The sequence below is a fragment of the Paenibacillus qinlingensis genome, assembly GCF_013204845.1.
Taxonomy (GTDB): Bacteria; Bacillota; Bacilli; order Paenibacillales; family NBRC-103111; genus Paenibacillus_E; species Paenibacillus_E qinlingensis.
In genome coordinates, this window is record NZ_JABMKY010000002.1 from 738,850 (window position 1) to 752,710 (window position 13,861).

A 13,861-nucleotide genomic window follows, 5' to 3' on the forward strand; every position below is an offset into this window, starting at 1 on the left:
CATTAAATTAGAAAAAAAGGAGCTACACTCATATGGGAATTTTAAGCGGTAATCCAAAAGATGAACCTCTACACTACGGGGAAATATTTAGTGTTTGGACAGCATCCACAGTGGCTAAAGGAGCTGTATCCTGTTATCAAGCATATTTAAATCATTCAGGAGACAAAGATCTTAAAAAGATACTCGACGGTCTCATTGATCAAGCAAATCTTGAAATAAAAGAATTAGATAAAATACTTATTGATAACGGAATTGCCACAGTTCCAACAATGCCTGATAGACCGGCAGTTAAACTCGAGGATATCCCAGTCGGTGCAAGATTCGCTGATCCCGAGATTGCAGCCAAAATTGCTGCTGACGTTTCATTGGGATTGGTTGCCTGCAGCCAAGCTATGGGCCAATCCATTAGAGTTGATATTGGCGCTTTATTTGCAAAATACCATATAACTAAAACGGCACTAGGCCTTAAAATACTTGAGATGAGTAAAGAAAAAGGTTGGCTTGTTCCTCCTCCACTACAAATAAAAAGGCCTGAAACAGTAAATGCGTAGTTTTGATTTAAATCTTTAGTTAAAATAAGTGAGCAGAATTTCTGCTCACTTATTAACCCATACATGCTACTTTGAGGAGGTTGAATTATGGGTGAAAGTCGGACGACGACAAATAGGTTAGGTATTGAATCTTGAAAGAAAATAAATGGAGCATTATCTCAATTGCATCCATTCCATTGATTATGACTTTGGGAAATTCCATGCTTATTCCCGTTCTACCTTCAATTCGTAACAAATTACATATAACTTCGTTTCAAGTGAGCTTATTAATTACGGTTTACTCTGCAGTAGCCATTATACTTATACCGATTGCTGGGTATTTGTCGGATCGTTTTGGCAGGAAGATCATCATTATCCCCAGTTTACTTATTACTGGAATTGGTGGTTTAATTTCTGGTTTAGGTGCATGGTGGCTGGAACAACCCTATGTGGTCATTATGCTAGGTCGTGCGTTACAAGGAGTAGGAGCAGCAGGAGCTTTCCCCATTGTGCTGCCACTTGTCGGTGACATTTACAAGAATGAAAGCGAAGTTAGTAAAAGCCTCGGGATTGTAGAAACAGCCAACACACTAGGAAAAGTTCTGAGTCCTATTTTAGGGTCGCTGCTGGCTTTCGTTGTCTGGTTTTTACCCTTTCTCACCATACCTGTGTTGTGTGTGGTATCTACTGTATTAGTTGCCTTTCTAGTTAAATCTCCCAAGAAAAAAGATGGGAATGAAGAAAAAGTAACATTTAGGCACTTTCTTCAAAATGTTAAGCAAATATTTGTAAACAATGGCCGTTGGTTATCAGCAATTTTTGCTATTGGTTGCATCTGTATGTTTGTTATTTTTGGGACACTGTTTTATTTGTCAGACATACTGGAGGACAAATATCAGATTAAAGGCATATGGAAAGGATGCGTGATTGCTATCCCTTCTGCTGCACTATGTCTTGCTTCATTCATTACAGGTAGAAAAATTGGTAAAAACAAAAAATTAATGAAGTGGATCACATTTTTTGGAATAGCGATAGTAACTACCTCTCTTGTCGTTTCTGGTATGGTTCAATCCCTATACTGGTTGATTACTATAATTAGTATAGCAGGCATTGGTATTGGTGTTACTCTACCTTGCTTAGATTCTTTGATAACGGAAGGAATAGATAAAGCAGAAAGAGGCACAATAACTTCCATCTATAGCTCTATGAGGTTCATTGGTGTTGCAGTTGGTCCCCCACTGGCTTCAGTTCTTGTGAAATTTTCACCTCAACTTATGTTCTATAGTATCTCTGGTACTTGTGTAGTTGCTGCGCTTCTTGCTTTATTCACTATTAGACCAATTCAAGAAGGATCGACTGCAAAGTAAAGAAGATCTCCAATTTATGGAGGTCTTTTTCCCTATTTTATATACTTAAATCTGGGCATCCTAACATTGAATTCATATCATGTTAAAAAGGAGACACTCCATGACAAAGATCATCATAGTTACAATTTCTATTCTTCTAACATTAACATTCAATTTTTATGCGGTTAATAGATTAAATGTAAAAAGTAGTACGAGAGCAGTTACGATGAATACAAGCTATTCTCTTTTGCCAGAAAACAATGTAATAGATAACAAACACGTGACTAGTTACAAAAATACAGGCACAGTATTGGAGTACTAGGTTATGTTTATTGGAAGTTTCTAAAAACAATAGTTATGAAGTGTTCATGCATTGCGACAATGAATCAGTGTGAGCAAATAATGGGTATGCTAAAACTGAACAAAACACCATATGATGAATGCGAGGCTATAATGAATCAAGTCAATCTAGTGCGATTATTTGTTGCTGTACCGGTCCCGCCCGAAATTAAGCATGCTTTCGCCAGCTGGATCGATCAAATCAAACCACATCTGTCTTTTCGTAAATGGGTTCATCCTGGGGACCTGCATATTACACTGCAGTTTCTCGGAGATACACCGTCAGGAAGTGTCTTTCGTATTAACCAAGTTCTGCATGAAATAATGACAGTAACTAGTCCACTCTCTCTTCGTATGGAACCCCTCGGCTTTTTCGGGCGATCAACCCAGCCTTCTGTGCTGTGGGCCGGTGTTGGCGGCGACGTAGAAGGGCTTCGCAACTTACAGAAACGGGTAACCGACACACTTACGCCACTTGGCTTTTCTATTGAAGATCGTAATTTCCACCCACACTTAACGCTTGCACGTAATTACATAGGCAAGACTTCATTTGATAGTAATAAGTTGAGTACTTTTACAATGCTTAATTCTTCCCCAGAAGACCTACTTTCGTGGGAATCAAATGAAGTTATGCTTTACCGGAGTCATTTAAACAAACGGCCAATGTATGAAGCTATTACTTTTGACGATGATTCGAAGTCTGAATGAACTTCAGAACAGGTGGACGGTTTGATACATCATTTTCTCAAGAGGTTTTTCAATTTGAAAAATAAATCGTTCATCTCTGCACGTTTAATTGCTAGTTCATTGAGCATTGCAACAGCTGTTTCTTTTCCAATTTACTTTGCTATGGAGGGAAAATAAATGCGGATGAGAAGTTAGCTCACTCTCTTCTGTTATACGAAGTAGTTAGGAATCAATTCTAAATAAACAATAACCCAAAGGAAGCTAATCCCTTGGGTTATTACTCTGTTAAGTCATAATCCCCTTCTGTTATAAATATCTTGGGAAGTCCACTTCATAACATCGATGTGTCACGTGATTAAGTACGGATAAATAACCAATTATTCACAGGATAAAAGCAGGCTGTTTCCTAATAATAATGTAGGCTCTAAAGGCCAATTTAGATATTTTGGGAGGGACTTCAAAATGAATCAATTCACCAATGCATCTCAATCGTCTTTTACAAACGGATACGCTAATTCTAATACTTCGCATGACCCGGTCATTTCTCAATACAGCGGATATCAGACTCAAAATTCACAGGACAACGCATTTACACAGAATACTTCACAGCCAGTCATTTCTCATTACGGAGGCTACCAAGCACAAAATTCTCAGCGCAGCAATCAACTTAACCATGCATCCCAAATCAATGCTTACTCTCAAAACGCCTCACAACCGGTCATTTCTCATTATGGCGGCTACCAAGCACAAAATTCTCAGCACAGCATTCAGCCTAACCATGCATCCCCCCAAATCAATGCTTTCTCTCAAAACGCCTCACAACCGGTCATTTCTCATTATGGCGGCTACCAGGCACAGAATTTTCAGAACAGTTTTCACCCAAACCAAACATCTCAAATAAATGCTAACTCTCATTACCCCTCACAGCCTGTCATTTCTCACTACGGGGGCTATCAGGCACAGAATTCCCAGAACAGCATTCAGCCTAACTATGCATCTCAAATATCTGCTAACTCTCATTACCCCTCACAGCCTGTCATTTCTCATTACGGTGGCTATCAAGCACAGAATTCCCAGAACAGCATTCAGCCTAACTATACATCCCAGCTTAATGCTAACTCTCATTACGGCGGCTACCAAGATCAGAATTCCCAATATAGTGGATATCCACAACAAGGATCAATACAATCATCACAACCGGTCATCGCGCACTTCGGATATACCAGTAACTAATTTAGTCGAATAAATAAATTGAGGACTTTCATCTCTAGTGTTTAGGGAGATGAAAGTCCTTTTTTAAAGTCACTTTATCCGGATAACCGTTAAAAAATCTTCTTCTCCATACGATCATCCTTCAAAATTTCGACAGCTTCCCTAAATCGCAAAGAATGGACAATTTCTCTTTCACGTAAGAATTTTAAGCTGTCCTGCAAATCCACATCATCGGTTAAATCTATCAGCCACTGGTATGTCGCTCTTGCTTTCTCCTCGGCAGCTATATCTTCATATAAATCAGCAATTGGGTCTCCCTTAGCTTGTATATAAGCAGCTGTCCATGGAACGCCAGAAGCATTCTGATAGAACAGCGCCCTATCATGGCCGACATAGTGATCATCAAGACCTGCGGCCTTTAATTGCTCAATAGTGGCATCCTTAGTAAGCTTATAAACCATCGTTGCAATCATTTCTAAGTGAGCAAATTCCTCTGTGCCAATGTCTGTCAACAATCCCACGACCTTATCTGGGATTGTGTATCGTTGGTTTAAATACCTGAGTGCCGCAGCGAGTTCACCATCTGCACCTCCATACTGCTCAAGAAGCATTCTAGCCATTCGAGGATCGCATTTACTAACTTTCACGGGATATTGAAGCTTCTTTTCATAAATCCACATCGGCTGACCTCCTTCTCAAACTTGCCATGGCCAAGGTGTCTCCACCCATTGCCAGGGCTGACTCGTAAAGCTATGTCCAAAGGGCATCAGTGGGCCAAATTCCATTTCAAACTTTCCAGCCATGTGCATGCGTTTCTGAGCATAATGATTGTATTGCTGAATGATGTTTTGATCATTAGGGTGTGTATCCAAGTAGAGCGTCAACTCCACCAAGACGAAATCCACAGCCTGTAAGTCGCGCAGTTGAGTGTAATAGGAACTGGGAAGCACATGGTGACTCATAATTGATCGACCTCCCTTAGCTGCTCCTGCACCATTGGATAGGGTCCATACAAGGCTGGCCATAATGTCCCAAATCGTAAAGCTTCATACGGACTAAATTGCGGTAGACCAGCCGGTTGAACATGCATATACAACTGAGGCGGCGTATTATACCATTTTACTTGAATGGGGGGACATGGGTCGTATGGGCTTATGTACGGGTAATATTTTTTGAATTGAGATTGCATACGCTCGACCCCTCCTTTCATACCTTATATGGTTTGGTATATGCTGTATAACTTGACCAAAATCACTTGTTCCACATATTTTGTTAGATTATCAAGTACCAAAACGTTGTCTCAACATTTTAGGCCTAGGAAAGAAATATGATGAGATTACGTATGTGCCTTTGCAAAAATGGAAGAAACTTAAAAACAAAAAAAGGCTGTTATCTTTAGGAATTCCAAAAGATAAAGCCTTAAAAAGGGGAACGAATGTTACGTAAGGTGGTGTGAGAGGTCCGCCGTTAATCTCCGCCCTCCTACTCAAATGATTATGGCTAGCTACCTGATCAGGTTAAGGTTTCAATATAATCTTGATAGCCTGATCCTCCTTCCTATTAAAAATACTATACCCATGCTCCGCATCATCCAACTTCAGTCGATGACTAATAATATCGGTAGGATCGAATACACCTGCCTTGATTTGGCGATATAATTCAGCCATATAGTGAATGACTGGCGCTTGACCCATTTTCAGTGTAATGTTGCGGCTAAATAAATCACCAAAAGGGAAAGCATTATAATTCATTCCATAAGCGCCAGTTACCTGAATCGTGCCGCCTTTGCGCACCAGTTTAGCTGCCATCCGGAATGCACCGAGTCCACCGCCTTGGAGCATTAGCATCGTTTCTATTTTCTCCACAAAGGTTTTCTCAGAATCCAGTCCGACAGCGTCAATTACCACATCTGCTCCACCACCTGTAAGCTCAGCTAAGTATTGAAGCAGAACATCTTGTTTTTTAAAATTAAAAACTTCGACTTGATTTGTTTTACTCGCATGCTCCAAACGATAATCGACATGATCAATTGCAATAACACGTTTTGCACCTTTTAACCACGCAAATTTCTGTGTTAGCAAACCCACGGGTCCACAGCCTAGAATAATAACGGTATCACCAGCCTTAACACCTGCATGATCCACACTCCAATACGCAGTAGGAATAATATCAGAGAGAAATAAGATTTTCTCATCCTCCATTTCAGCACCCTCAGGCACTTTGAAAGGGACGAAGTTTCCATAAGGAACACGCAGCAATTCAGCTTGTCCGCCTGCATATCCGCCATATGTATCGGAATAACCGAAATATCCGCCTGTATCTCCATGTAAATAATCATTGGAATTATCACATTGGCTTTCTAATTGATGATTACAGTACCAACACTGACCACATGCAATATTAAAAGGAAGGATGACGCGGTCTCCCTTTTTCACCTTGGTTACATCTTTTCCTACTTCCTCCACGATTCCCATTGGCTCATGGCCAATAATAAAGTCGTCTCGCATATTTGGCATTTCCCCATTATAGATGTGAAGATCCGAGCCACATATGCTAGTAGTTGTGATACGAACCAGAATATCATCCGATTTCTGTAGCTTGGCATCAGGCACTTCTTTAACTTTCACATTTCTAATTCCTTGGTAGGTTAACGCTTTCATTTTATCCTCCCTTTCTTAGATGCAATTATTCTTCTCTTCTGCTTTCTTTATTATCATGTTGAAGCCAAACGTGGTTACAACATCAATAAATGGGCAAATTAGGAGGAAGAAAAAAGGTAGCAAATAGGAAAGGAATTCTGCGAATGAATACAGCGAACCTGATTCAGAAAGATAGTGATTTGACTTCGTATGCCAACCGCAATCTGTGGTCCGGTATTTTATTTGGCCTCGGTTTAGTCGGTTTTATTGATGAAACGGTATTTCATCAACTTCTGCATTGGCATCATTTTTACGACAAATCCACAACCCAAATCGGCTTGATTTCAGATGGTTTGTTTCACTCGTTCAGTTGGTTTGCAACTATTGGATCGCTGTTTATGTTTGCGGACCTGCGCCGTCGAAAAGCGTTACACCTCAAAAGGTGGATTGGAGGAGTTTTCCTAGGCAGTGGCTCTTTCCAACTCTATGATGGAACCGTGCAACACAAAATCATGCGTCTTCACCAAATCCGATACACCCCAAAAGTGATTATTTATGATATGGTTTGGAATATTGGAGCTAGTATCATGCTACTCGTTGGAATTGTTCTTACACTACACTCATGGAAAGAATTACGCGATGAACATTTAGGGAGAGATGCTTCACATGTCGAATGAACACCTTTCGCATGGAATCGATGTTAATTCTGACTTACTCCTCATATTGCTAGGTCTAAGTGCAATTATTCTCTATCTATACGCTGCGGTGAATTCCAGTCGTACTTACAGCAGCTGGCCCGTCGCGCGCGCTCTTTATTGGTTTCTTGGCACACTTTGTGCGGTACTATCTATTGCTGGCCCCTTAGCCCATTTAGCTCATATGAATTTCACAGCTCACATGTTAGGCCATTTACTTCTTGGAATGTTGGCTCCACTATTTATTGTGCTTGCTGCGCCAGTAACCCTCATTTTAAGGAGCCTGCCCATACGTCTTTCACGCAGACTCGCACGTATTCTCAAAAGCTTGCCTTTCCGCATAGTTAGTGATCCTTACGTTGCTTCCCTCCTTAACATCGGCGGACTTTATATTTTATACACGACAGACTTATATGCGAGGATGCACTATTCCTCGATATTATTTCTATTTGTGCATCTTCATGTCTTCTCGGCAGGTTACTTATTCACGATTTCAATGATTTACATCGACAAACCTCCACATCGAACAAGCTTCGTGTACCGTTCCATTGCGTTTGTATCAGCTATGGCTGCACATGAAATCTTATCGAAATATTTGTATGTAAACTCACCAAATGATATTTCAGCAGTCCAAGCAGCAAACGGCGTTAAACTCATGTATTATGGAGGCGATGCCATTAACATCTGTATCCTTATTATCTTTTTCACACATTGGTTTAAAGCAGTACACTCCCGTCATGCACTTCCACCAATAAAATTAGAACTTTATAATTCAAAAAAATAAAACTTATTTGCATGGCTTTTTTTATTTAACGATATGAGGCTAAAGGACCTTCAACAAAAAATATAATCTATGAAATTCTAATATGTATGGCACGATCTTTTAAATTCAATTGCATGTGGTCTGCAGCAATTCCAGCGAGAACTTCCTCTACCTTTCCAGCAGTCGTCATTATAGCAATTTCTTGACCTCGGTGTCTGCTTATATGCTGTACAAACATGGGGTCAAGTTGTTTGATATACATATTAGGCTGAGGAATTCCTGTAATTGGAATAATTTATGTATGCATCACTGGTCTCTGCGACACGAACGCTGGCTGATTAATTGGATTTGACTCATAGGGTTGCCTAATGTATTTCCATTCATATTTCCCTCGCCACTTACCCAAAAAATTGAAGCAACTAGATGAATTAAACGAATTTCCCTACGTTGGGATTGGATTATTATATTTAAGTGTCCTTTAATTGAAAATAACAAAAAGAGCCCCCAGCATTGGGCTGAGGGTCAGGGTCTATGTTAAATATTTAAAGGGGGCAATTTAAACTATACTGTGCCTTATGAAAAAAATGTTAATTTAACTAACGTTTCTCGTTAGATTTCTTAGATATAATACGCCAAATACCGATCCCTAAAGAAGCGGTATTTCCGGTTGCATTAGTTAATATACGAATAATCACATTTGAACAATAAATAAATGTTAAAAAACACGTTTCATACATCACTCATTCGGTTTCCATTCTAATGAGTTGAAAATTTCCAGAGAGATCCTATGGATCATCTTTACATCTTCAACTCTTTTGGTTCTAAGAAATTCACTATGCTTCTGAATAACTGATTCTAATTCATAATTTGCATCCTTGAGATCAATTTCATGATAACCAAATAAATCACTTGGTTTTAGGTCGAGTGCACCCATAATTTTCTCTAATGACTCCAAAGATATGTTTCTCGCACCTCTTTCTACATCGCCTAAATATCCTTGTTTTATATTAGCTTTGGTTCCTAACTCCAGTTGCGTTAATCCCTTTATCTTTCTATAATTCTTTATCTTTTCCCCTACAATCACTTGTAAATTTGACATCCAGTTACCCCCATTATTTACTATCACTTTTAAGGTATAAATTTAATTGTTAACAAACCTTTTAAGTGATACAATATATGTATTCGTATCCTATATAGCTATCGAGGTGAGTTTTATTGTTGAGAGTTTTTCATAACGTTGAATATGGTGATTTTTCTGAGGAAGGTGGTTTTCTTTAGAATGCATCTAGGGAAAATCACAGTTAGATTGCTTAGTAAATTAAATTTGATAACCGCTGATCATTGCATTTTACCTAAAAGTTTCTATGAGAACGGATGGGCGGAATTTCTCCCTTTAGCAAATATTAGTACACTCCCTCAAATTAGCTACTGTGTCTCAAAAGAATTTACAAGAGAAGACACTGTACAGTATCTTAGCTCTCATAATAGCGATCATCTTTTTTGTAATTTTGAGAATGTAGATATATTGTTCAGCAGAGAATATCAAATAAACGAGTATACTCTTATCTACTCTCGTGAACTTTTGATAAAAGAAAATCTAGAGAAAAATGGTTTATTTTATCCAAATACGATGGAAGAAGTTATCGATTTGTTTCTTCAACTTGGATTCCTAATTCAACAGAACGATAAATCTGGAAATATCATACTCGATTTGGTTATACGACCATTCCCAAAAGTAACTGACAAGCTAAAATAACAGAAAATCACAGGAGTGAAGACATCATGAACAGCACACTAGCAAGTCCAATTGTGATTGAAAATATTATCCAATGCAAAATTCGTGGAAAAGTGGCATATCAAAGTCATGTCCCAGCTACTGTCGCTTTAAACATGACTTTCGTCAAACCTTTTGATGATCCCTCAGGTAAGGGCTACCAAAGGCCTGTTGATCCAAAAAGATGTAATGATTTTGCAATTTACCTATCTAAAGGTGAGGATGCCTTATTTACTCCCATATTACTCAACGCAGGAGGTCAATGGGAGTTCTCAGCTTACGATAAGCAACGTCCTTCTTTTGGTCGAATCATTAGTAAAGGCAAAGCTTCATTAATGGACGGTCAGCACCGACTAGGTGGAATTAAAAGATATATACAAGAAACCAATGCCGAGATAAACATTCCATTTCTTGCTTTTCATTGTCTTGATGAAGATGAAGAAATACGGCTCTTCAATACGATAAATACAAAAGCTAAAGGGATTGGCTCCTCATTAAGTAAATATCTACGTAGAGATTCTGATGACATGAGCTGGATAGCTACTGAACTCCTTATTCGAGCTGAAAGTCCATTTTATAATATCGGGAGTATTATTGGAAAGAGAAACAAAGGACGTCATATTACTCTACAGAATTTGTATAGAACCTTACATTTATTGAGCAAAAATCCTAAGGTTTCATTCTATTCACGAGAAGATAAATTAACTATGGCGTTGACTTTCTACAATGCTGTAAAGGAGTGTTTTCCACAAGAGTGGCTTGATTACAGCAGTTATCGATTAACACATATTGTTTGTTTAGATGCACTTTCCATTGCAGGGTCTACTATTCTCGCTAACTGCTCGACTGAGTCTAAGCGTCAATTTGACTATAATGGAATTACTAAAGCAGTTATTAAATTAGGTAAAATTGATTGGTCAGCTTCAGGACCCTTAAAATATATAAAAGGAATGAATGGATCCAAAAGCTTAGCGATGGATCTTGAAGAACGTATGCTTTCTTAGATGGGGTGGGGCCAACGAGTCCCACCCCATTTATTTATTTCTGTTAATTTCCATCAATATGTCCAAAGCGAAGGATAGTAAGTTCCCTTAACTTTGCATTTTCTATACGTAATTTCTCCAAGGCATCCCTATACGTTGCAACCAGATCCGTCAAATGTGTCACTTTTGCTTCTAATAATGCATAATTTTTTGACAATTCTTCTGATCGAGTTTGAGATGGGTCTGCATCAGAATGTGAGTCAAAAATCAATTGAAGCTCTCCCTCCAATTTAACGAACCAACTTTCCAGGTACTCTCGTTGTGGGCCTGCCCAAAGCATTCGTGAGCTTTTCAAACCAATTCGTGGACGTGCAGCAATCAATTCAAAAACAACGGATTTAGAAACACGAGTTATTCGACCCTTTTTGGCATCATTAAGTAACTTTCTTTTCACTTGCGAGCATTCCCAAGTTAAATCACTATTGGAAAATGATGAAGTACGCGCCAATCATGTCATCTCCCCATTATCTATGAACTTTAGTATCTCCTCTGTACTTGGCATAGGTATTGATTTCGGTTTAAGTTTTGATTCTTGTGTAAAATAGCTTTTAGCCTTTTTCCAGAGCATAGTATGCAGCTTCTTCGCTTCATTGGGCTTAATTCCAAACTTATCAACCCACAGTTTGATTTCTGTTGTCCTTAGACGTTCTTTTATATCATCAGCCTTCTGGAATACCATTCTTCGTTGCCCTGTGGATTTTAATTCCTTCTCAGCTTCGATACAGTAATAGTAATGTAACATCTCTCGGAAAACTTCAACTCGGTGTGCATCCTCCGATCCTTTATCAGGACTATAATAATCACATGCTCGACAATGCCCTGGTGTGTGTCCACAATTTAGCAAAACATGCGCGTTGCAGTTATGTGTATAGCCCCCTACAACACTCTCTGAGAGCTCTTCTTCTGATTCAAATACATTTCCTTGAAATTTAAGAGGGGCAGCCTCCATGACCTTCTGTGTAAGTTTGAAAACTTCCTCAAGTTTAGATGGTGTAATCATAAACTTGCTAGATATCTTTGTAATCTCATCGAGATTAGTATTCTCATCCACTGAAAAGCTCTGTTCATCAACATTTGTAGTTTCATGTTTTGTTTTTCCCCACACCCCTTTTTTTAAAATATCAGCAAACTTACCCACTTCTTCAGCTGGCATCGTTTGTGTATATGGCTTTTTGGAAGATGGGTGACTATGTCCTGCTTGACGCTCCAATAACAAGTCATTATCACCTATTATTTGACGATATGTAAGGTGAAGTGCCCTTAAATTGTGTGGCGTGAAATAAGGTTTAGCTAGCTCTGGCCAAATCTTTCTCTGAATACGCGCTAAGAAATTGTAAAAACCGCCAGCTCGAATAGGAGCATCATTATGTTTTGTAGCAAATAAACGTAATTCAGTAAGATCGTCACCACCCCATTCAACGGGAAAGTGCAAAGGTTTAGATGGAGCAAAATGCAATAATTCATGAAACCATCTCAGAGCATCTGATTTAAGAGTAACTTGATGAACCCATTCGAATGACTTCTTAACTGGTTGATTTCGAATTGTTTTAGTTTTATGAAATCTTATCCAATAATCCCCCTTTGAATCTATCGTTATTGCCTCTTGAAGCAGATTAACAACTTCATTTGGCCTAGCTGCAGTTGATAGGATTAACAAACATCCTCTTCTATAGCGATAATCCATTAAGTCATTCTCATTAAATAGAGCACTTTGATTATTAAGCAGATTCTGTACAAAAATATAAGCTTTTGACATGCTAAATACGCGTCCATGGTTTTTTGACAATATTCGCTTAGGGGTAGGTACTATTCGGTCAATATTATAACGAGTATTTGTTGTTCTTTTTAACCAACGGAGCCATTGCCGAATTGCCACTCTAAAGCTTGATTTGTTAACTTGTCCTTTCATCTGACTATTTATTTCATTGTATACCTTAATAATAGAATCTTCATTTAGATCGTTAATACTTAAAGACTTAGCTCGAATTGCGAAGTAACGAATGTACTTAACTATCGATTTCCAATAATTTTGGCTTATCGTTTTCTTGCCATATCGAAACAGTAATATCCCCTCGTCATCAAAATAATCCTCCGCTACCGTTCCATCTACACGTCCAACCAAGTAGGAGAATACAAAATTAATTAAACTCTTTACAAAAGACGTTTCGGTAGAAAATATCCCCGCGGCTATCCAAAGATTCTTCTCAGCGTCATTGAATCTTATCAGAGCTTTGACTTCAACAGGGGACTCCACCTCTTTAGCTAGCATCTTACCAAGAATAGCCAAGCTGCTTTTATGATATTTTGCAATCTTTCTTGCCTCATTTAACGTCGATGTTGTTATTATTCCACTTCCCCCAAGACCATCTTTAAGTGCATAGCCTGCAAACCACAAGCATGCAACCGTTTGGAGTAAAGGTTTTTTTTTTTTTGCTTTCATAATCCACTTTTCACTATCCATCTGATAAATCGAAGGATAGTGACGTTCAAATAACTCATCGAAATAAAGAAAATTGGGTAATTTAGAGAATGGAAATTTAATAAGATTGATACGTTGAGGGAAGGCTAGTTCAATAGGAAGAATTCCACGTTGTAAAAAAGCAAGAAGTAATACGTAATCTTTTTGTATTTCTGATAACTTGGGGAAATTACTAGGTTGTGATAGTTCTGCTACTGGTAAGGACAACAAAACTTCAACAACTGGCCACTTTTTTTCATTTCTATACATTATGTATTCTGATTTAGTTAGATGTTTCCAAGTTTCACTAAATCCCTTTCTCTTAGCAAAAATAGGGATATCACTGCTTTTTGTGCGGGCTAATGACAAAGACAT

The 13,861-nt window shown here is 38.6% G+C and carries 16 protein-coding genes; 8 read left to right on the forward strand and 8 right to left on the reverse strand.

Going from position 1 to position 13,861, the window contains the following annotated elements:
- Nucleotides 1-32 precede the first annotated feature (32 nt).
- From HQN88_RS06740 to HQN88_RS06755, 4 genes are all read left to right on the forward strand, one after another.
- Nucleotides 33-551 (forward strand): DUF3231 family protein, encoded by a 519-nt coding sequence (locus HQN88_RS06740; RefSeq protein WP_173109445.1) that lies wholly within the window; start codon nt 33-35, stop codon nt 549-551.
- 131 nt (nt 552-682) lie between these two features.
- Nucleotides 683-1,897, forward strand: coding sequence for a bacillibactin exporter BcbE (locus tag HQN88_RS06745; protein ID WP_246320063.1), 1,215 nt, complete (start codon nt 683-685; stop codon nt 1,895-1,897).
- A 432-nt stretch (nt 1,898-2,329) separates the two neighbouring features.
- Complete coding sequence (gene thpR, locus HQN88_RS06750) at nt 2,330-2,923, forward strand: RNA 2',3'-cyclic phosphodiesterase (RefSeq protein WP_173109446.1); 594 nt, start codon at nt 2,330-2,332, stop codon at nt 2,921-2,923.
- A gap of 441 nt (nt 2,924-3,364) precedes the next feature.
- Nucleotides 3,365-4,135 (forward strand): hypothetical protein, encoded by a 771-nt coding sequence (locus HQN88_RS06755; protein WP_173109447.1) that lies wholly within the window; start codon nt 3,365-3,367, stop codon nt 4,133-4,135.
- Nucleotides 4,136-4,224: 89 nt separating this feature from the next.
- Here HQN88_RS06755 and HQN88_RS06760 read toward each other — a convergent pair whose 3' ends face one another.
- The 4 genes from HQN88_RS06760 to HQN88_RS06775 all read right to left on the reverse strand — a co-directional run bounded on the left by HQN88_RS06760 (nt 4,225) and on the right by HQN88_RS06775 (nt 6,774).
- Nucleotides 4,225-4,794 carry a manganese catalase family protein gene (locus HQN88_RS06760; protein ID WP_173109448.1) on the reverse strand — a complete coding sequence of 190 codons (570 nt, stop codon included), beginning with the start codon at nt 4,792-4,794 and terminating at the stop codon, nt 4,225-4,227.
- A 15-nt stretch (nt 4,795-4,809) separates the two neighbouring features.
- Nucleotides 4,810-5,076, reverse strand: coding sequence for a spore coat protein CotJB (locus HQN88_RS06765; RefSeq protein ID WP_173109449.1), 267 nt, complete (start codon nt 5,074-5,076; stop codon nt 4,810-4,812).
- Complete coding sequence (locus HQN88_RS06770; RefSeq protein ID WP_173109450.1) at nt 5,073-5,303, reverse strand: spore coat associated protein CotJA; 231 nt, start codon at nt 5,301-5,303, stop codon at nt 5,073-5,075. Before HQN88_RS06770 ends, HQN88_RS06765 begins: the two co-directional genes overlap by 4 nt.
- A gap of 328 nt (nt 5,304-5,631) precedes the next feature.
- Nucleotides 5,632-6,774: a zinc-dependent alcohol dehydrogenase gene (locus HQN88_RS06775; RefSeq protein WP_173109451.1), complete on the reverse strand. Its 1,143-nt coding sequence runs from the start codon at nt 6,772-6,774 to the stop codon at nt 5,632-5,634.
- Between the two features lie 143 nt (nt 6,775-6,917).
- On the opposite strand from HQN88_RS06775, the gene HQN88_RS06780 reads away from it, so the two are divergent.
- Together HQN88_RS06780 and HQN88_RS06785 are read left to right on the forward strand one after the other, a co-directional pair.
- Entirely contained in the window at nt 6,918-7,430 is a 513-nt protein-coding gene (locus HQN88_RS06780) for a DUF2243 domain-containing protein (protein ID WP_173109452.1), read from the forward strand.
- Complete coding sequence (locus HQN88_RS06785) at nt 7,420-8,232, forward strand: cytochrome c oxidase assembly protein (RefSeq protein WP_173109453.1); 813 nt, start codon at nt 7,420-7,422, stop codon at nt 8,230-8,232. The genes HQN88_RS06780 and HQN88_RS06785 overlap by 11 nt, the downstream gene beginning before the upstream one ends.
- Before the next feature lie 67 nt (nt 8,233-8,299).
- On the opposite strand, the gene HQN88_RS06790 is transcribed toward HQN88_RS06785, so the two are convergent.
- Entirely contained in the window at nt 8,300-8,473 is a 174-nt protein-coding gene (locus HQN88_RS06790) for a DUF2642 domain-containing protein (protein ID WP_274318785.1), read from the reverse strand.
- Nucleotides 8,474-8,947: 474 nt separating this feature from the next.
- Entirely contained in the window at nt 8,948-9,310 is a 363-nt protein-coding gene (locus tag HQN88_RS06795; RefSeq protein WP_173109454.1) for a helix-turn-helix domain-containing protein, read from the reverse strand.
- A 180-nt stretch (nt 9,311-9,490) separates the two neighbouring features.
- On the opposite strand from HQN88_RS06795, the gene HQN88_RS06800 reads away from it, so the two are divergent.
- A complete protein-coding gene (locus HQN88_RS06800) occupies nt 9,491-9,967 on the forward strand; it encodes a DUF6042 family protein (RefSeq protein ID WP_173109455.1) in 477 nt (158 codons plus the stop codon).
- 26 nt (nt 9,968-9,993) lie between these two features.
- The gene (locus HQN88_RS06805) at nt 9,994-10,989 is read left to right on the forward strand and encodes a DGQHR domain-containing protein (RefSeq protein WP_173109456.1); all 996 of its coding nucleotides are present in this window, start codon (nt 9,994-9,996) and stop codon (nt 10,987-10,989) included.
- A 43-nt stretch (nt 10,990-11,032) separates the two neighbouring features.
- Here HQN88_RS06805 and HQN88_RS06810 read toward each other — a convergent pair whose 3' ends face one another.
- Both HQN88_RS06810 and HQN88_RS06815 read right to left on the reverse strand, forming a co-directional pair.
- Nucleotides 11,033-11,476 carry a hypothetical protein gene (locus HQN88_RS06810; RefSeq protein WP_173109457.1) on the reverse strand — a complete coding sequence of 148 codons (444 nt, stop codon included), beginning with the start codon at nt 11,474-11,476 and terminating at the stop codon, nt 11,033-11,035.
- Nucleotides 11,477-13,861, reverse strand: coding sequence for a site-specific integrase (locus tag HQN88_RS06815; protein ID WP_173109458.1), 2,385 nt, complete (start codon nt 13,859-13,861; stop codon nt 11,477-11,479).